The organism is Mordavella massiliensis (assembly GCF_016901695.1).
GTDB lineage: Bacteria > Bacillota > Clostridia > Lachnospirales > Lachnospiraceae > Claveliimonas > Claveliimonas massiliensis_A.
This window is the reverse complement of the sequence record NZ_JACJKS010000008.1, coordinates 15291-34729: the sequence shown is the minus strand read 5'-3', so window position 1 is coordinate 34729 and position 19439 is coordinate 15291. Positions and strand designations below refer to the sequence as shown.

The window sequence follows — 19439 nt, the reverse complement described above, 5'->3', positions numbered from 1 at the left end:
GAAGGAGAGAGAAAAAATGGTGGAAAAGACAATGGACAAAATCGTGGCTCTTGCGAAATCCAGAGGGTTTGTGTATCCGGGATCTGAAATCTACGGCGGTCTTGCAAATACATGGGACTATGGCAACCTTGGCGTGGAGCTCAAGAACAATGTAAAAAGGGCCTGGTGGCAGAAATTCGTACAGGAGAACCCGTACAATGTCGGGATCGACTGCGCGATCCTGATGAACCCCCAGACGTGGGTTGCATCCGGCCATCTCGGCTGCTTCAGCGATCCTCTGATGGACTGCAAGGAGTGCCATGAGCGCTTCCGCGCAGACAAGATGATCGAGGATTTTGCCCATGAACATGGCATTGATATCGGCGAGAGCATTGACGGCTGGAGCCATGAGCAGATGGAGGCGTTTATCAAAGAGCACGAAGTACCGTGTCCCACCTGCGGAAAGCACAATTTTACAGAGATTCGTGAGTTCAACCTGATGTTCAAGACGTTCCAGGGCGTGACGGAAGATGCGAAGAATACCGTGTATCTCCGCCCGGAGACAGCCCAGGGCATCTTTGTAAACTTTAAGAATGTGCAGCGCACATCCAGAAAAAAGATCCCCTTCGGCATCTGCCAGATCGGAAAGTCCTTCCGGAATGAGATCACACCCGGCAACTTTACATTCCGTACAAGAGAGTTCGAGCAGATGGAGCTGGAGTTCTTCTGCAAGCCGGACACAGATCTGGAGTGGTTCGACTACTGGAAGCATTACTGCCTGAACTGGCTGTACACGCTCGGCCTGAAGGACGATGAGGTCCGCTACCGCGACCACGAGAAAGAAGAGCTTTCTCACTACAGCAAAGCCACCACGGACGTGGAGTTCCTCTTCCCCTTTGGATGGGGCGAGCTGTGGGGCATTGCGGACCGGACGGACTACGACCTGAAGCAGCACCAGACGGTGTCGGGACAGGATCTGACCTACTTTGACGATGAGTCCAAGGAGAAGTACATCCCGTACGTGATCGAGCCTTCGCTGGGCGCGGACCGCATGGTGCTCGCCTTCCTGTGCAGCGCTTACGACGAGGAGGAGCTGGAGGGCGGCGACATGCGTACAGTCCTTCGTTTCCACCCGGCTATCGCACCTGTGAAGATCGGCGTGCTGCCCCTCTCCAAGAAACTCAGCGAGGGCGCGGAGAAGGTATATGCGCAGCTCAGCAAAAAGTACAACTGCGAGTTTGACGAGCGCGGCAACATCGGCAAGCGCTACCGCCGCCAGGACGAGATCGGCACCCCGTTCTGCGTGACCTACGACTTTGACTCCGAGGAGGACGGCGCAGTGACGGTCCGCGACAGAGACACCATGGAGCAGGAGCGCGTGAAGATCGAAGATCTGGAGAAGTACTTTGAGAAGAAATTTGAATGGTAGAAGAAAGAGGGAAGAGGCCTTTCTGGCCTCTTCTTTTTGTACATGAAAAAAGGACCCCGCGCGGAGGTCCTTTTGAAAATCTTCCTTACGCTTTGCCTCTCTTCGGAACGGTGAAGCGCGCTTCCGGCTTTCCTACATAGTTCTCGGGATGAAGCCGTCTGTCGCGGAACTCCGCACAGGCTGTGTAGAGAACGTCTGTGGAGGAGTTGATACCTGTCTCGCAGGAATCCTGGATCACGCCGATGATGAAGCCTACGCCGACAACCTGCATGGCGATGTCGTTCGGGATGCCGAAGAGGCTGCAGGCGAGCGGGATCAGCAGAAGGGATCCGCCGGCCACGCCGGATGCACCTGCCGCGCTGGCCGCTGCCAGAACGCACATGATCAGGGCGGAGCCAAAGGAAACATGGATATCCAGTGTTGTCGCTGCGGCAAGGGCCATCGTGGAGATCGTGATGGCGGCGCCAGCCATGTTGACTGTGGATCCCAGCGGGATGGAGATGGAGTATGTATCCTCATCCAGGTTCAGGTTCTTGCACAGCTCCATGTTAACCGGAATGTTGGCAGCGGAGCTTCTTGTGAAGAACGCTGTGATAAAGCTTTCCTTTAAGCAGGTGAATACAAGCGGGTACGGATTTTTGCGTACGCAGATGAAGGTAACAAGCGGGTTGATGATGAAGGCGACAACAGCCATGCTGCCTACCAGAACAGCGATCAGCTTGCCGTATTCAACAAGCGCTTCCAGACCCTGCTCGGAGATCGTGCCGAAGATCAGGCCCATGATACCGAAGGGTGCGCAGCTGATAACCCACTGTACGGCAACGGATACGGCGTCGGAGATGTCCTCCAGGGCTTTCTTCGTGCCCGGGCCGGCTTTCTTGAGCGCAACGCCGAAGATGATGGCCCATGCCAGGATGCCGATGTAGTTGGCATTTACGATTGCATTTACCGGGTTGTCTACCAGGTTCATCAGAAGGTTCGTGATGACTTCTACCACACCGCTCGGAGGAGTCACATCACTTGTCGCCGTGTTCTCGGAGAATGTGACTGTTACCGGGAAGATGTAGTGGGCAATTACGGCTACCAGGGCGGCGAGCAGGTTGCCAAGGCAATAGAGGATAACAATCGCCTTCATGTTGGTCTTCTGTCCTTCGCCCATGTGGCACAGCGCACTCATTACAAGGAAGAATACCAGAACGGGTGCGACGCCGCGGAGCGCCCCAACGAACAGATCGCCGAGAATGGAAATACCGGTTGCCTGCGGAACAGCAAGGCCAAGGATGATACCGATGATCAATCCGCAGATGATCCGGGTAACAAGGCTGATGCTGTTCCATTTTTTGATTACATTTCTCATACTTTCTTTCGCAGATACTTTCTGATCTGCTTCTCCTCTCTTTCTCTCATGATTTCAGTTTTCTGCGTTTCCTGATAGGACTTATTATCGCATATAATCATCAATAATGCTATAGAAAAAGTGAAAAAACTTGTAAAAAGTAGAATAAATTCTACAAAAATGTTAGAAGATTAACAATCAAAAAAGTACAATATGCATAAAAAATTGTCAATATATAATTGTAGTCACCGTGCAGGAGTGCTATAATAATCAAAGAGCAACTGCCCGCTTATTTATAGAAAGATTCTATAAAAAAGGGGCGGGAATCGAGAGAAAATGGAGGTATGTATATCATGGGAGAAGTAAAAAATGATGGGATGATGTGGGCTCTCGTAAAGGAGAAGCCGGAGGAAGGTCTTTGGATGAAGAGAGTCCCCATTCCGGAGGTTGGCCCCAATGATGTGAAGATCAAGATACACAAGACGGCGATCTGCGGTACGGACGTACATATCTGGCAGTGGAACGACTGGGCGCAGCACACGATCCCGATCGGCCTGACAGCAGGACACGAGTACGTGGGCGAGATCGTGGAAGTCGGCGCAGGCGTACAGGGATTCCACATCGGTGATCTTGTTTCCGGCGAGGGACATATCACATGCGGCAAGTGCCGCAACTGTCTGGAAGGACACAAGGAGAACTGCAAGGACGCCAAGGGCGTGGGCGTGAACCGCAACGGCGCGTTTGCCGAGTATCTTGTCATCCCGTCTTCCAACGTATGGCCCTGCAACCCCAACATTCCGGAGGAGATGTACGCGATCTTTGATCCCTTTGGAAATGCGACTCACACGGCGCTCTCCTACGACGTGCTGGGCGAGGACGTGCTGGTGGCGGGCGCAGGCCCCATCGGCATCATGGCGGCAGCCATCGTGAAATTCTCCGGCGCAAGACACGTGGTCGTGACGGACTTCAACGAGTACCGCCTGGATCTGGCGAAGAAGCTGGGTGCCACAAGGGTAGTGAATCTCGGGAAAGAGAAGCTTCCGGATGTGATGAAAGAGATCGGCATGACAGAGGGATTTGATGTCGGACTTGAGATGTCCGGTTCCCAGGCAGCCCTGCACGATATGATCCACAATATGAAGCACGGCGGAAAGATCGCCCTTCTCGGCCTGCAGAGAACGGACGCAAAGGTAGACCTGGAGACGGTGATCTTCAACGGACTGAACCTGCGCGGTATCTATGGAAGAAAAGTGTGGGATACATGGTATAAGATGTCCACTATGCTGCAGGCAGGACTGGATATTTCCGGCATTATCACGCACCACTTTGACATCAAAGATTTCGCGAAGGGCTTTGAGGCCATGATCTCCGGTGAGTCCGGAAAGGTTATCCTTGACTGGTCCCATATCAACGACTGATCCGTCCGGAGAAGTCTGACAGATTTTTCCTTCCTATTATAAGGTTATAAGGGAGGCTGTCTTCAGAACAAAGAGAAAGTCCGCAGGCTGCGCGCCTGCGGCAGAAGAAAATCAAGAACAAGAAGGAGCGTAAAACTGAAATGGCACGTAAAGACGATATTTTAAGCATCTATGCAAAGGAAGTGGAGGGGATTAAAGAGGCAGGCCTTTTTAAAGGCGAGGCGCCGTTCGTATCTCCCCAGGGAGCCAGAGTGAAGATGGAGGACGGCAGAGAGCTGCTCTGCATGTGCGCCAACAACTATCTGGGACTGGGCGACAGCCCGAGACTGATCGAGGCTGCCAAAAAGACATACGATGAGAAGGGATACGGCGTTGCCTCCGTCCGCTTCATCTGCGGCACGCAGGATATCCACAAGAAACTGGAGAAGACGATCTCCGATTTCCTTGGAACGGACGACACGATCCTTTACTCCTCCTGCTTTGATGCGAACGGCGGTCTGTTCGAGACGCTTCTCACGGCGGAGGACGCAGTGATCAGCGACGAGCTGAACCACGCTTCCATTATTGACGGCGTCCGTCTCTGCAAAGCAAAGAGATTCCGCTATAAGAACAACGATATGGAAGACCTGGAGGCCAAGCTGAAAGAGGCTGACGAGGGCGGTGCAAGGATCAAGCTGATCGCCACAGACGGCGTATTTTCCATGGACGGCATCATCTGCAACCTGCAGGGCATCTGCGACCTGGCAGACAAGTACAATGCGCTTGTCATGGTGGATGACAGCCACGCAGTAGGATTTGTCGGCAAGACAGGACGCGGCACTCCGGAGTACTGCGGCGTGCAGGGAAGAGTCGACATCATTACGGGAACACTGGGCAAGGCGCTCGGAGGAGCCTCCGGCGGATACACATCCGGCCGCAAGGAGATCATTGATCTTCTCCGCCAGAGAAGCCGTCCGTACCTGTTCTCCAACTCCCTGGCACCGGCTATCGCAGGAGCCAGCATCGAGATGTTCAAGATGCTCGGCGAGAGCACGGCACTTCGGGATCATCTGGAAGAAGTGACAGCATACTACAGAAAACTTCTTGTAGACAACGGTTTCGACATCATCCCTGGCACACATCCGTGCGTACCGGTTATGCTCTATGATGAGAAGACCGCAGCCGAGTTCGCAAAGCGCATGATGGAGAAGGGCGTATACGTAGTGGCGTTCTCCTACCCCGTAGTACCGAAGGGAAAGGCAAGGATCCGCACACAGGTATGCGCAAGCCATACAAAAGAGGACATCGATTTCATCGTGAAGTGCTTCATTGAAGTAAGAGAAGAAATGGGCCTGAAATAATTTAATTCTGTTAATTCCGGACGTAATACTTTGCAAAAGTATTACGTCCGGAATTACACTAACTGGTGTGCAATTGTGTATCATATCCCTGTGAAAACCGAAAGAAGGGATATATTGCCAGAAAGAAGACGACAGAAAAGCAGTACCGGTGTATATCATGTGATCGTAAAGGGGATAGCCCGGGAAAATAACTTTGGACAGACACGGGAAAAGTTATATTTCAAGAAAGTCATCAAAAAGTATCTAAAGAAGTATGAAGTAAAGATCTACTCATACTGCATCATGTCAAACCATGCTCATCTTATGATCCAGGCGGATCTGGAAGTTTTGTCACTGTTCATGGCCAGAATCCTGGCGGAATATGCATTTTATTATAATTATAAACATAATCGAAATGGACATGTTTTCCAAAACCGTTTCAAAAGTGAATGTATAGAAACGGAAGCGTATTTCTGGAATTGTCTGCGTTATATCCACATGAATCCGGTAAAAGCGGGAATGGCCGCCCGCGTATCAGGTTATCGATTCAGTAGCATGCCGGAGTTTTTCTCAGACAAGGAGACGATTATTGATCCCGAGATCATTATTTCTGTAAGAGAAAAATTCGGAGATAAAACATGTTTTGAAAAATTTCATGGGGATAGAAAATATGAAGTCTTTCAGGATACATACGATGAAATGGAGCAGCAACGATTGGAAATAGCAGAGAAAATAGCAAAAGAAATGTATGAAACAGCCGGACTGGATTACCAGACACAGATTTTTGAAGAAAAGGCATACCGGGAGGCATACATCAATCAACTTCAGCAGATGCTGAATGTATCACAGCGCAAATCTAAAATTCTATATTCAAAAATAAGAAATCAGGTAAAAAACAATTAGCACAATTACACAGGAGATGTTTTACAAATGCACACCAGTTGGTGTAATTCCGGACGTAATACTTTTGAAAAACGTTACGTCCTCAATAAAGTGTGGTATACTATATCCATCAGCAGAATAAGGAGGATGAAATACCATGGAAAAACAAAATGCATGGCGCACCTATTCCCCGGAGCAGATGGGCGAACTGGAGCGCATCAACGAATTATACAAAGATTGTCTGGACGACGGGAAGACAGAGAGGGAGTGTGTCAGGACGGCGGTCCGGATTGCGAAAGAGAACGGCTATCTGGACCTGCAGGAGGTCATGAAATCAGGGGGCGCCCTGAAGGCGGGCGACAAAGTCTATGCCGTGTGCATGGGAAAGAGTGTGCTTCTGTTTCAGATCGGACGGGAGCCGCTGGAAAAAGGGATGAACCTTCTGGGCGCACACATCGATTCCCCGCGCATTGACGTAAAGCAGAACCCGCTCTACGAGAGCGACGAGCTTGCCTATCTTGATACCCATTACTACGGCGGCATCAAAAAGTACCAGTGGGTAACCCTCCCGCTGGCCCTGCACGGAGTCTTGGTGAAAAAAGATGGTACCGCAGTGGACATCTGCATCGGCGAGAGGGAGGATGATCCTATTTTCGCGGTGACAGATCTCCTGGTGCACCTGGCGTCAAAACAGATGGAGAAGAAAGCAAATATTGTGATCGAAGGGGAGAAGCTGGATCTCCTTGTCGGAAGCAGACCGCTGGAGGTTGCCGGTGCAGATGGCGCAGACAATGGGAATGACAGCCAGGAAAAAGAGACGGTGAAAAAGCAGATCCTGCAGCTTCTTGCAGAGACATACGGCATTGAGGAGGAAGATTTCTTCTCCGCGGAATTGGAGATCGTGCCCGCGGGGCGCGCCCGCGACTGCGGCTTCGACCGGAGCATGATCATGGCCTACGGGCAGGATGACAGGGTGTGCGCGTTCACATCTCTCTTTGCCCTGATGGATGCGGGGGACCTGGACAAAACCGCCTGCTGCATCCTTGTGGACAAGGAGGAGGTTGGCAGCGTGGGAGCCACGGGCATGCATTCCCGTTTCTTTGAAAATACAGTGGCGGAAATCCTGGCCCTCAAGGAGGGCGAGTCAGAGCTGAAGCTGCGCCGGGCCCTGCAGAATTCCCGGATGCTTTCTTCTGACGTGAGCGCTGCCTATGATCCCATGTTTGCGGAGGTATTTGAAAAGCGGAACACCGCATTCTTTGCAAAAGGACTTGTGTTCAACAAATACACAGGCAGCCGCGGAAAGAACGGCTCAAACGACGCCAGCGCAGAGTATCTGGCGAAGATCCGCCGCGTGATGGATGACGGCGGTGTGGCGTACCAGTTTTCCGAGCTGGGCAAAGTAGACGCCGGGGGCGGCGGGACGATCGCCTACATCATGGCAAACTACGGCATGGAAGTCATCGACAGCGGCGTCGCGGTCCTGTGTATGCACGCGCCGTGGGAGATCACCAGCAAGGCGGACGTCTACGAGGCATACAGGGGATACAAGGCCTTTATCCGCGAAATGTAACGCCCACGAGGCGCTGTTGACAGGGAGCAGCGTTTCATTAAGAGATAATTGCAGCAGATGAAACGGCAAAGGAGGTAGTTTCTTGAAGGTGCTGATCATAGACGGCCAGGGCGGCGGCCTGGGCCGGCAGCTTGTAACTGCAGTAAAAGAGAAACTCCCGGAGACGGAGGTGCTGGCAGTAGGAACGAACAGTATCGCCACAGGCGCCATGCTCCGGGCGGGAGCGGATCAGGCTGCCACCGGGGAAAACGCGGTGCTGGTGGCGTGCAAAAGAGCGGACGTGATCATCGGACCCATCGGGATCGTGATCGCAGACTCCATGCTGGGTGAGATCACCCCGGCCATGGCTGCGGCAGTGGGACAGAGCCGGGCCAGAAGGATCCTGCTCCCGGTGAATCAGTGCGATAATCTGATCGTGGGAACAGCAGATCTTGGCATGGCAGATAAAGTGCGGGAGGCGGCAGAACTCCTGCGTGGACTTTCGGATTAGCGGCCTGGGTCGGACGTATGCGAAAAAGTGTACGATCCGGCTGCCCTGCACTTATGGAATGTCCGGGAGAAAGTGAGAAAAGAAACAAAATGAGGACGGAGGATTTCTTTAAATTCTCCGTCTTTATTGCACTGGCGACCGCCTGCAATCCCGGAATGTGCCTTTTGGCACTTCCGGTGATTTGCGCAAATTTATTTGCGTATGTTCCAAAGCGATTTGCTGGCAATTTTGCAGGGTGTCTGCTATCCTGAGATAAAGAAATTTTTCCGGAGGGAAGGAGAGCAGCATGGGAAACGATGAAAATGAAGGAAATATCTCTTCGCTTGGCGAGCGTCTGGCAACGCTTCGCAAGAAGTACGGATACAGTCAGCAGGAGATAGCGGACCGGTTGGCTGTTACCAGGCAGACCATCTCAAACTGGGAATGCGGACAGGGGGCGCCTGCCCTGGATAAAGCGGCGGAACTGGCGGTCATTTTCGAGGTCAGCCTGGATGAGCTGGCGGGACTTGCAGGTGAGAGAAAAGAACTCGGATCAGACCTTCATATTCTTAAGAAGCTGGAGGGGAGGCGCTGTCAGTTGGAATTTGCGGAGGAGAATGCGATGGACGCCGTGATGGACGGGCTGCTGGATAATGCCAATGTCCGGATCCTGGAAGTGGGGGACCGCTGGGTCACCATCGAATACGAAAGAACAAAGGAAGATGCCATGTTTCAAAAAGAAACTGTGGTGTGGAAAGTAGAGCGTGCTATGATCATCGGGGCGTCTTTTGCAGAAGAGAAGGAGAGCTGACACTATGACAACGACACTGCTTGTTTTGGTGGTACTTATGCTGGCATACGGGATATATTTTGTGTGCACGCATCTGGAAAAAGAAGAAAAGAACGGGAAAAAGGCGCCGCAGAAGGACGGGAATAGATGGGCGGAGATCCTTCCCGGGTATATGGGGAGGACTGTCGAAATAGTGGTGAAGGACCCCCTGTTCGGGATCGGGGTGATCCACAGTCAGAAAGGGATTTTGCAGGACCTGGATGGGCAGTGGCTGGAAATGGTATGTGAAGAAAAAAAGAAGAAAGTCACAAAGATGATCCGTCTGGATCAGATCAGCGCAGTGAAAGAGATACACAAAACGGTTGCCGGCAGTTCCTTCATGTGATACTATTAGAACAGATGTCCGGCAGGAAGCCGGAATGGGCGTCAGAAGACGCGGCGAAAGTGCGGAAGCAGAAGGATGGGATTACATTTTTTTGACAGAAGAGATATCAGGAAGGTATCTGTTTTCAGGAGAAGGCAGATACCTTCCTGTTTTCATACGGAGGAAAGAAGGTATGACATTACAGGAGTTTTTTCAGAGCGTCCCCAAGGCCGCAGTTGCCTTTTCCGGCGGAGCAGACTCGGCCTTTCTTTTGTGGGCTGCGAAGGAATACGGGGCGGACGTCCGGGCTTATTATGTCAGGACGGCATTTCAGCCCGCATTTGAGCTTGCGGACGCCAGGCATCTGGCGCGGGAATTGCAGGTGCCGGTGACCGTGATCGAAGTGGATATCCTGGCGGTGCCGGAGGCGGAAAAGAACGGCCTGAAGCGCTGTTACTACTGCAAGAGGGCGCTGTTTTCCAGCCTGTGGGAAGCCGCGCGCCGGGACGGATACCCGGTGCTGCTGGACGGGACGAACGCCTCGGATGATGCGGGCGACAGGCCCGGCATGCAGGCGCTGCGGGAGCTTCAGGTGCGCTCGCCGCTGCGGGAGTGCGGGATCACCAAGGACGAGGTGCGGCGTCTCTCGCGGGAGGCCGGGATCTTTACGTGGGACAAGCCTGCCTACGCCTGCCTGGCCACCCGCATCCCGACGGGACGCGCAATCACCCGGAAAGATCTGGAGCGTGTGGAGCAGGCTGAGGAGCGCCTGTCCCGGCTGGGCTTTTCGGATTTCCGGGTGCGGCTGGAAGGGGAGGACGCAAGGCTTCAGGTCACAGGGGAGCAGATGGAACTGGCGGTCCAGATGAGGCGCGGGATCGCGGAAGCGCTGCGGGACCTGTTCCCGTCCGTGCTTCTCGACCTGGAGGAGAGGCAGCCGTCGGTACAAAGAAGGAGGAAGGACAATGGACAATAAACAGGATATCTTAAAGCTGCTGCGCAGCGTGGCGGACGGGGCCACCTCCCCGGAGGATGCGCTCCTGTCCCTGAAAGAGGAGCCGTTTGCAGATCTGGACTACGCGAAGATAGATTTTCACCGCAGCATCCGGCAGGGGGCCTCCGAGGTCATCTACGGCGCAGGGAAGACGCCGGAGCAGATCCGGGGGATCGTAGCGAAGATGGGGGAGAGGGGATGCCGCAACATCCTGGTCACCCGGATCGGGCAGGAGGCGGCGGATGCGCTGGCACGGGCCGTGCCTGCCGTATACTACCCGGTCCCGCGGCTTGCCATTGCCTTTCCGCAAAAGAGAGAGCTTAAGGGGAATATCGTGGTGGCCACCGGCGGCACGAGCGATATGGCAGTGGCCGAGGAGGCGGCGCTGACCGCCGAGGCCATGGGAAATAAAGTGGTCCGGCTCTACGACGTGGGCGTGGCCGGCCTGCACCGCCTGCTGTCCCATCTCGACGAGCTGATGAGCGCCCGGTGCGTGGTGGCGGTGGCCGGCATGGAGGGCGCCCTCGCATCGGTCGTGGGAGGCCTGGTGGACTGCCCGGTCGTGGCGGTCCCCACAAGCGTGGGATACGGGGCCAGCTTCGGCGGCCTGTCCGCCCTTTTGTCCATGCTCAACTCCTGCGCTTCCGGGTGCAGTGTGGTGAATATTGACAACGGGTTCGGCGCGGGCTATCTGGCCAGCATGATCAATCAGATGGAAGGGATCAGGGAGGAATAGGACATGAAGACACTCTACATAGAATGCAATATGGGAGCGGCGGGGGACATGCTCATGGCAGCCCTCTACGAGCTTTTGGATGACAGGGACGGATTCCTGGAAAAAATGAACGGGCTGGGCCTGCCCGGCGTGCACCTGGAGGCGGTAAAGAGCGCCGCCTGCGGCATTGCAGGGACGCATATGGCGGTGACCGTACACGGGGAGGAGGAGCATGACCATGCCCACCATCATGAGGAGGATCATCATCATGACCATGCCCACCATCATGGCCACGGCCACCATCACGAGGAGGATCACCATCATGACCACGGCCATCACCACCATCACGCCACACCCGGCCACATCGGGGAGATCATAGAACATCTGGATCTCCCTGCCAGGGTGACGGAAGATGCAAAGGCAGTCTACGACATCATTGCCCGGGCGGAGGCAAAAGCCCACGGCTGTCCGGTGAGGGACGTCCACTTTCATGAAGTGGGAGCCCTGGACGCGGTGGCGGACGTGACAGGCGTGTGCTATGCCATGTACCTGCTGGGGGCGGAGAGGATCTGCGCCTCCCCGGTCCATGTGGGAAGCGGGACGGTGCGTTGCGCTCACGGGGTGATGCCTGTGCCGGCTCCGGCCACGGCGAACATCCTGGAGGGGATCCCGGTCTACGGCGGCCAGGTGCAGGGGGAACTGTGCACGCCCACAGGCGCTGCCCTTCTCCGGTATTTTGCGGAGGACTTTGGCCCCATGCCGCTGATGAAAGGCGGCCGGACCGGGATCGGCATCGGGACAAAGACGTTTGCGCAGGCCAACTGCGTCCGCGCCTTCCTGGGGGAGAGCATGCAGGCGGGACAGCCGGCAGGAGACGGGGAGATCACGGAGTTGGTCTGCAACATTGACGACATGACGCCCGAGGCTCTGGCTCACGCCTGCGCGCGCCTGCTGGAGCAGGGGGCCCTGGACGTGTACACCGTGCCGGGCACCATGAAAAAAGGCCGCCCGGGCCATGTGCTCACGGTCCTCTGCAGCCCGGAAAGGGAGGAGGACCTGGCTGGATGCGTCCTCAGAGAGACGACGACAAACGGCCTGCGCTCCAGGCGCTGCGTCAAATATTTCCTGGAGCCTGGAACGGAGACTGTGGAGACAACATGGGGCCCCGTCCGGGTGAAGACCGCCCGGGGACACGGCGCGGCGCACGCAAAACCGGAGTATGATGACGTGGCGAAACTGTCCCGCGAAAACGGCGTGCCTTACGGGGCCGTGTACCGGGAAGCGCTGGGCCGGCTGCAGGGGGGCATATAAGATGCGAAGAAGAGGACCGGCTGCAGCGCTTGCCCTTCTCCTCGCCGCCTCCCTGGCAGGCGGGTGCGCAGGGACAAAGGCCGGTGAAGGGCAGGCTGCCGGTCGTGACGGCCGGTCTGTCGTGATCGCCATGGGCCCCACCTCGGAGCCGGAGGCTGGCTTTGACCCGGCCTACGGCTGGGGCGCGGGAGAGCATGTCCACGAGCCGCTGATCCAGAGCACCCTCACGGTGACGAACGCGGATCTCACCATCGGATATGACCTGGCCATGGACTGTGCGGTCAGCGAAGACGGACTGACCTGGACGGTGAAGATCCGGGATGACGCCGTCTTTACGGACGGGGAGCCCCTGACAGCCTCGGACGTGGCATTCACATACAACACGGTGAAGGCGGAGAGTTCGGTCAATGACTTTACCATGCTGGATCACGCGGAGGCGGCGGACGATGTCACCGTGCTGTTCCATATGACAAGGCCCTTCTCCGTCTGGCCCTACACTATGGCTGTGACCGGGATCCTGCCGGAACACGCCTACGACAGCGCCACCTACGGCTCGGATCCCATCGGCTCCGGCAGATATATGCTGAAGCAGTGGGACAGGGGGCAGCAGGTGATCCTGGAGGCAAACCCGGACTATTACGGGGAGACGCCGGAGATGGAGCAGGTCACGATCCTCTTCATGGAGGAGGACGCCGCCTTTCTCGCCGTGCAGGCGGGGGAGGTGGACGTGGCCTACACCTCGGCCGTCTACTCGGATCAGGAGATCCGCGGCTACAGCCTGGCGGCCTATGAGAGCGTGGACAACCGGGGCTTCAACCTGCCTGCTGTAAAAGCCTCGGCAGACGGGGAAGGCAGGAAGGTGGGGAATGATCTTACAGCGGACGTGCGTGTCCGCCGCGCCATCAATACCGGTGTGGACCGGCAGGAGATGATCGACCATGTGCTGAACGGATACGGCAGTCCGGCCTACAGCGTCTGCGACGGCCTGCCCTGGTACAGCGGGGCGTCCGAGGTGCCGTATGACCCGCAGGAGGCGGCCCGCCTGCTGGATGAGGCCGGCTGGACCATAGGGGGAGACGGCGTCCGGGAGAAGGATGGGCAGAAGGCGCAGCTGACCCTTCTCTATGCCACCGGCGACTCGGTGCGCCAGGCCCTTGCGGCGGACTTCGCGGAGCAGATGGGGGAGCTGGGGATCGCCTGCCAGCTGGAGGGCGTGGGCTGGGATACAGCCTATGACCGGGCGCAGTCGGATCCGCTCCTTTGGGGCTGGGGCTCCCACACGCCCATGGAGCTGTACAACCTGTACCATACCATCGACGGCAACACGGTGGACGGCCGGGAGCAGGCCCGGTACTCGCCCTATGCAAATGAGACCGTGGACAGCTACATGGATCAGGCGCTCGTAAGCAGCGACCTGGAGGCATCCTATGAGCTGTGGCAGAAGGCCCAGTGGGACGGTACAACAGGCGTGACCCAGGAGGGGGACATCCCCTGGGTGTGGCTGGTGAACGTGGACCATCTCTACTGGGTGCGGGACGGCCTGCAGGTGGCGCAGCAGAAGATCCATCCCCACGGGCACGGCTGGTCCCTTGTCAACAATGTGGACCAGTGGAGCTGGACGCAGGCCAGCGAACCATAAAAAAACGAAAGGACTGATCATTTTGAAGCACCGCCTTCAGTTTACAGCCGGCAAACTGCTGCGCATGGCTCTCCTCCTTCTGGGGGTGAGCCTTGTCACCTTTCTCCTTGTGAGCGCCTCGCCCCTTGACCCGCTGCAGACCAATGTGGGACAGGCGGCCCTGGGGGCCATGAGCCAGGAACAGATCGGGCGGCTGGAGGAGTACTGGGGCGCAGGGGAGCCTCTTGCGGAGAGATATATAGGCTGGCTCACCGGCCTTCTGCACGGGGATATGGGCATGTCCCTCCTCTACCGCCAGCCGGTGCTGACGGTCATCGGGCAGAGACTTTCCAGCTCCCTTCTGCTTTTGCTGACGGCCTGGGTGTTCTCGGGTGTGATCGGCCTCCTTCTGGGGATGGCTGCAGGCTGGTCCCGGGGGCGCTGGCCGGACCGGCTGATCCGGGGCTACTGCCTTCTCATCTCCAGCACGCCGGCCTTCTGGCTTGCCATCCTCCTTCTTCTTATCTTTTCCGTGTGGCTTGGATGGCTGCCGGTGGGGTTCGCGGTCCCGGCAGGAGTGGAGAGCGGCGCGGTATCCTTCCTGGACCGGCTGCAGCATGCCATCCTGCCGGCTCTGACCCTGAGCATCACAGGCGTGGCCGGCATCGCCCTCCACACGCGGGAGAAGATGGTGGATGTGCTGGAGTCGGAGTACATTCTCTTTGCAAGGGCCAGAGGGGAATCCGGCGCATCCATTCTGTGGCGGCACGGCCTGCGGGGCGTGGCGCTTCCCGCCATCACCCTCCAGTTCGGCTCTGTCAGCGAGATCATCGGAGGCTCTGTCCTTGTAGAGCAGGTGTTTTCCTACCCGGGGCTTGGACAGGCGGCGGTGACCGCCGGCATCGGGAGCGATCTGCCGCTTCTTCTGGGGATCACGCTCCTCACATCCGCTGTGGTGTTCGGCGGCAACCTGCTGGCGGACCTGCTCTACGGCGCAGCGGATCCGAAGATCCGCAGGAGGGCCGCCAGATGAGGAGACGGGATAAAAACAGAAGAAAAAGTACGGTTGTATTTCTCGCCGCTGCGCTTGCCCTGCTGGCGGCGGTGACAGTTGCGGGCATCTGTCTGGAAGACGCGGCGGCAGCCACGGATTTTTCCCGCACCAACCTGGCGCCGTCCGCCCGGTTCTTGTTTGGGACAGACTGGATGGGCCGGGATATGTTCGTGCGGACCCTGGCCGGCCTGTCCCTGAGCATCCGCATCGGCATCCTGACTGCGGCCGTGAGCGCGGCCGTGGCGCTCGTGCTCGGGACGGCGGCAGCGCTGCTGGGGCCCAGGGCGGACGCGGTCATCTCCTGGTGCATCGACCTGGTGATGGGGATCCCCCACATCCTGCTGGTGATGCTGATCTCCCTGGCCTGCGGGAAAGGGTTCGCCGGGGTGGTGGCCGGCGTTTCCTTAAGCCACTGGCCCTCCCTGGCGCGGGTGATCCGGGGGGAGGTCCTGCAGCTAAAGAGCGCCCCCTACATCCTGGCCGCCCGGAAGCTGGGGGTCTCCCGGCTTGGCACAGCGCGCCGGCACATGCTGCCCCACCTGTTCCCCCAGTTCCTCACCGGCCTGATCCTTCTGTTTCCCCATGCGATCCTGCATGAGGCGAGCGTCACCTTCCTCGGGTTCGGCCTGTCTTCCGAGCAGCCGGCAGTGGGTGTGATCCTCTCGGAGAGTATGCAGTATCTGACGACAGGGCGCTGGTGGCTGGCGCTGTTTCCGGGACTCTTTCTGGTGGCGGTGGTGGTGCTCTTTGCGCTCCTGGGGGAGCGGGCGCGCTATCTGCTGGATCCGGCCAGCGCACACGAATAATGGGAGGAGACAGATGAAGCCAATTCTGGATATCCGGCATATGTCGGTCTTTTTTACACAGTATGACAGAGGGTTGCGCAGGCGCAGGCTGCCTGTGATCCGGGATCTCACGCTGACGGTTGAGCCGGGGCAGATCGTGGCAGTGGTGGGAGCCAGCGGCTCCGGAAAGAGCCTTCTGGCCCACGCGGTCCTGGGGCTCCTTCCCGGCAACAGCCATCTGGAGGGGGAGATCCTGTACGACGGCGGGCCGCTGACGGGCAGCCGCGCCGCTGCGCTGCGGGGGAAGGAGATCTCCCTCATCCCCCAGGGGGTCACGTACCTGGATCCATATATGAAAGTGGGAGACCAGCTCTGCCGCGGGAAAAAAGATGCGAAGACGCTGGAGCGGTGCCGGGCAGTGCTGGAGCGGTACGGGCTCGGGTGGGACTGCGCCGGGCTGTACCCCTTTGAACTGTCCGGCGGCATGGCCAGAAGGATCCTCATTGCAGCCGCCGTGCTGGATGAGCCCCGGCTGATCGTCGCGGACGAGCCCACGCCGGGACTGGACGCGCGGGCGGCGGAGCGGATCCTGGGGCATTTCCGGGAACTAGCGCAGGGCGGAGCGGGGATGCTTTTTATCACCCACGACCTGGAACTTGCCCTCACTGTTGCGGACAAGGTGGAAGTCTTTTACGCGGGGGAGACGATCGAGGAGGCGTCCGCGGAAGATTTTCAAAGCCCGGGCCGGCTGCGGCACCCGTTCACAAAAGCGCTGAAACGGGCCATGCCATCCGGAGCCTTTGAGCCGATCCCCGGGGCGCAGCCCTATCCGGGGGCAGTGACCGCCGGGTGTCCCTTTGCCGGGCAGTGCCCCCGCTGCAGGGAGCGGTGCAGGCAGGAGGAGATCCCGTTTCAGAATGTACGCGGCGGCAGGGTGCGCTGCCTGTACCCGGAGGAGGAGAGAAGATGACGCTGGAGGCAAGACATGTGACCTTCTACTATAAAGGAAAAAAGAAAGGGCCTGTCCTTGACAGGTTCAGCCTGCAGGTGGAAGCCGGGGAGCGGGTGGGGCTAAAGGCTCCCAGCGGCAGGGGGAAGACGACCCTGTGCCGGCTCCTGGCCGGCTATGAGCAGCCCAACCAGGGGGAGATCCTGCTGGATGGCCGCCCCTTAAGGGACTGCGGGAGCGTCTGCCCGGTGCAGATGATCTGGCAGCACCCGGAGACCGCGCTGGACCCCCTGCTGCGCCTTGGCGATACGCTTGCGGAGACAGGAGGGCTGGAGGAGCGGCTGAAAAAAGCCCTCCATATCGAGGAGGGCTGGCTGTCCAGATTCCCGTCGGAGCTGTCCGGGGGCGAGCTGCAGCGGTTCTGCCTGGCGCGTGCCCTGCGCCCGGAGGTCCGGTTTCTCCTGTGCGATGAGATCTCGGCCATGCTGGATCTGGTGACCCAGGCCCAGATCTGGCAGTTCCTGCTTGCGGAGGCGGAGGAGAGATCCCTTGGACTTCTTGTGGTGAGCCACGACGACAGCCTGCTTGCGCGGGTGTGCACCCGGATCGTGGAGCTGCCCTTCCCCTCCTGGCGCATTTTCTAGGGGCGGAGGCAGTCTTGACTTTCCGGTGCGTTTGTGGTACTTTTGAATCGTTGAAAAAACAGAATTTACAGAGATTTACCGCCGGGTAACGTCTTATTTATTCCAGTAGGCCCTAGTTGGAATAAGTAGGGCGTTTTTTTGTACTGGCGACCGCTTGCGGCAAGGTGATGATACTGCTTTGCGGTATGAAGGCGGTAAAGACAAAAAGTTTACGCAGGAGGTATTGGTTTATGGCATGGGTTTATCTTGTGATCGCAGGTGTGATGGAGGTGTTCTGGTCCACCTGTCTGAAGTTTTCGGAGGGGTTTACCGTACTGAAATTTACGGTGCTGACCATCGCGGGGATGGTGGTCAGCTTTCTCTTTCTGTCGCAGGCTACCAAGACGCTGCCTTTGGGCACGTCCTACGCAATCTGGACAGGCATCGGAGCTCTGGGGGCAGTGGCGGCTGGCGTCATTCTTTTCAAGGAGTCCCTCACTCCGGCGAGGTGTTTTTTCATCGTTCTTCTCCTTGTGGGGATCATGGGGCTGAAGGCGACGTCCGGGCACTGAGCGATCCGGAAAGCCTACAGAAACCGCAGCAGGAAGAGCCCGCCCAGGCTGGCCAGCCCCGTGATGACAAGGGAGGCTTCCTGCCCTGCCAGGGAGAGGAGCAGGGGCGACAGGAGGGAGGCGATGCTGTAGCCGATCATGGCCGCCCCGTAGTTGGTCCCCTGATACTTCGTGCCGAAGCGGTCGGACACGACCACGGGGAAGACGCTGACCACCCCGCCGTACACGAGGCAGACTGCGGAGGAGAGGACGGTGAAGAGGGCGCCCCTGGCAAAGACGAGCCCCAGGGTGGAGACAGTGCACAGCAGGTAGGTGGCCCCAAGCACCCGCCTGCGGCCGGTGCGGTCGGAGAGCCAGGGGAGGGCGAAGCGCCCCGCGATGTTGGCGGCGGAGGCGGCCACCACGCCTAAGAGGGCGGCGCTGTCCGTCAGGCCCCGCTCCATGCCCAGGGATTTCATCACCGGATTTACGAGGGCGTAGGCCGGGACGGCCAGGGCGTAGACAAGGCTGATGATGTAGAAGGAGCGGGTGCGCATCATCTCCCGGGGCGTGTACTGCCTGCGGGTATCCTGCGAAGGATCCATTCCGCCCGTCCCGGCCATCCCGGCTGTCCCGCTCCCCATGGCTTTCCCGGCCCGGGGCGCAGGGCTTCCGGCCCCGGCCTCCCCCGGCTCCCGCAGGAAGAAGATGCCCAGGCAGAGGACCGCGTAGATGAAGGTGACCCAGAGCATGGCCGCCCGGTAGCCGAAGGCGGCCAGGAGCCGGTCGCACAGGGGGTTCATGAGGATGCCGGAGAGGCCCACCATGCCGATGGTGATGCCGGAGACCATGCCCCGGCGCTCCGGGAACCATGCCTGGGGCACGGCGGTGAGCATGGCGAAGGCGCAGCCCGAGCCAAAGCCGCCCAGGATCCCGTACCCGAGACTGATGAGCCAGGGCATGCTGCGGGGTGCCATGGCGGCCAGGAGGAAGCCGGCGCACATGACAAGGCTCCCGAGGAAGGCGGTCATCCGGGCTCCGAGCCTGTGCTGGAGGTATCCGCCCGCCATGTTCCCGGCGGCGAAGATGCCGATGATGAGGGTGAAGGGCAGGCTGGAGGCGGCGGTGGAGAGGCCGTACTCCTCCTTCACATAGGGCTGGAAGACGGTCCAGATGTAGGGATTTCCGTGGACAAAATTGACGATGGCGGCCGCTGTGAGGATGAGCCACCGGTTCGGGGCAGATTTCATCTGTTCTCTCCTTTCACTTTTTTATCATTA

General features: G+C 58.0%; 19 protein-coding genes. 17 read left to right on the top strand and 2 right to left on the bottom strand.

Going from position 1 to position 19439, the window contains the following annotated elements; genetic code table 11:
- The first annotated feature begins 19 nt into the window (after positions 1 to 19).
- On the top strand, positions 20 to 1408 hold the full coding sequence (locus H6A20_RS07250) for a glycine--tRNA ligase (RefSeq protein ID WP_338106636.1): 1389 nt from the start codon (positions 20 to 22) through the stop codon (positions 1406 to 1408).
- An 85-nt stretch (positions 1409 to 1493) separates the two neighbouring features.
- On the opposite strand, the gene sstT is transcribed toward H6A20_RS07250, so the two are convergent.
- Positions 1494 to 2765, bottom strand: a complete 1272-nt coding sequence (sstT, locus tag H6A20_RS07245; protein WP_204906464.1) for a serine/threonine transporter SstT — start codon at positions 2763 to 2765, stop codon at positions 1494 to 1496.
- A 332-nt stretch (positions 2766 to 3097) separates the two neighbouring features.
- Here sstT and tdh point away from each other — a divergent pair, with 332 nt between their 5' ends.
- The 16 genes from tdh (at position 3098) to H6A20_RS07165 (ending at position 18180) form a co-directional block, all read left to right on the top strand.
- Entirely contained in the window at positions 3098 to 4162 is a 1065-nt protein-coding gene (tdh, locus tag H6A20_RS07240; protein WP_204906463.1) for an L-threonine 3-dehydrogenase, read from the top strand.
- 140 nt (positions 4163 to 4302) lie between these two features.
- Positions 4303 to 5502 (top strand): glycine C-acetyltransferase, encoded by a 1200-nt coding sequence (locus H6A20_RS07235; protein WP_204906462.1) that lies wholly within the window; start codon positions 4303 to 4305, stop codon positions 5500 to 5502.
- A 90-nt stretch (positions 5503 to 5592) separates the two neighbouring features.
- A complete protein-coding gene (locus tag H6A20_RS07230; RefSeq protein ID WP_338106626.1) occupies positions 5593 to 6384 on the top strand; it encodes a transposase in 792 nt (263 codons plus the stop codon).
- Between the two features lie 136 nt (positions 6385 to 6520).
- Positions 6521 to 7936 (top strand): aminopeptidase, encoded by a 1416-nt coding sequence (locus H6A20_RS07225; RefSeq protein WP_204906461.1) that lies wholly within the window; start codon positions 6521 to 6523, stop codon positions 7934 to 7936.
- An 82-nt stretch (positions 7937 to 8018) separates the two neighbouring features.
- The gene (locus H6A20_RS07220) at positions 8019 to 8426 is read left to right on the top strand and encodes a DUF3842 family protein (RefSeq protein WP_204906460.1); all 408 of its coding nucleotides are present in this window, start codon (positions 8019 to 8021) and stop codon (positions 8424 to 8426) included.
- Positions 8427 to 8712: 286 nt separating this feature from the next.
- A complete protein-coding gene (locus H6A20_RS07215; protein WP_204906459.1) occupies positions 8713 to 9216 on the top strand; it encodes a helix-turn-helix transcriptional regulator in 504 nt (167 codons plus the stop codon).
- A gap of 4 nt (positions 9217 to 9220) precedes the next feature.
- Entirely contained in the window at positions 9221 to 9580 is a 360-nt protein-coding gene (locus H6A20_RS07210; RefSeq protein ID WP_204906457.1) for a hypothetical protein, read from the top strand.
- Between the two features lie 172 nt (positions 9581 to 9752).
- The gene (larE, locus tag H6A20_RS07205; protein ID WP_204906456.1) at positions 9753 to 10535 is read left to right on the top strand and encodes an ATP-dependent sacrificial sulfur transferase LarE; all 783 of its coding nucleotides are present in this window, start codon (positions 9753 to 9755) and stop codon (positions 10533 to 10535) included.
- A complete protein-coding gene (larB, locus tag H6A20_RS07200) occupies positions 10525 to 11289 on the top strand; it encodes a nickel pincer cofactor biosynthesis protein LarB (RefSeq protein ID WP_204906454.1) in 765 nt (254 codons plus the stop codon). Before larE ends, larB begins: the two co-directional genes overlap by 11 nt.
- A gap of 3 nt (positions 11290 to 11292) precedes the next feature.
- The gene (larC, locus tag H6A20_RS07195) at positions 11293 to 12579 is read left to right on the top strand and encodes a nickel pincer cofactor biosynthesis protein LarC (RefSeq protein WP_204906453.1); all 1287 of its coding nucleotides are present in this window, start codon (positions 11293 to 11295) and stop codon (positions 12577 to 12579) included.
- Position 12580: 1 nt separating this feature from the next.
- Positions 12581 to 14218, top strand: coding sequence for an ABC transporter substrate-binding protein (locus H6A20_RS07190; protein ID WP_204906452.1), 1638 nt, complete (start codon positions 12581 to 12583; stop codon positions 14216 to 14218).
- Between the two features lie 22 nt (positions 14219 to 14240).
- Entirely contained in the window at positions 14241 to 15230 is a 990-nt protein-coding gene (locus tag H6A20_RS07185) for an ABC transporter permease (protein WP_243426163.1), read from the top strand.
- Entirely contained in the window at positions 15227 to 16057 is an 831-nt protein-coding gene (locus H6A20_RS07180) for an ABC transporter permease (RefSeq protein WP_204906450.1), read from the top strand. The genes H6A20_RS07185 and H6A20_RS07180 overlap by 4 nt, the downstream gene beginning before the upstream one ends.
- Before the next feature lie 13 nt (positions 16058 to 16070).
- The gene (locus tag H6A20_RS07175) at positions 16071 to 17006 is read left to right on the top strand and encodes an ABC transporter ATP-binding protein (protein ID WP_204906449.1); all 936 of its coding nucleotides are present in this window, start codon (positions 16071 to 16073) and stop codon (positions 17004 to 17006) included.
- The gene (locus tag H6A20_RS07170; protein ID WP_204906448.1) at positions 17003 to 17629 is read left to right on the top strand and encodes an ABC transporter ATP-binding protein; all 627 of its coding nucleotides are present in this window, start codon (positions 17003 to 17005) and stop codon (positions 17627 to 17629) included. Before H6A20_RS07175 ends, H6A20_RS07170 begins: the two co-directional genes overlap by 4 nt.
- Before the next feature lie 230 nt (positions 17630 to 17859).
- Entirely contained in the window at positions 17860 to 18180 is a 321-nt protein-coding gene (locus H6A20_RS07165) for a DMT family transporter (RefSeq protein WP_204906447.1), read from the top strand.
- Positions 18181 to 18194: 14 nt separating this feature from the next.
- Here the strand turns inward: H6A20_RS07165 and H6A20_RS07160 are convergent, their stop codons facing one another.
- Positions 18195 to 19409, bottom strand: coding sequence for an MFS transporter (locus H6A20_RS07160; RefSeq protein WP_204906446.1), 1215 nt, complete (start codon positions 19407 to 19409; stop codon positions 18195 to 18197).
- Between the last annotated feature and the right edge of the window lie 30 nt (positions 19410 to 19439).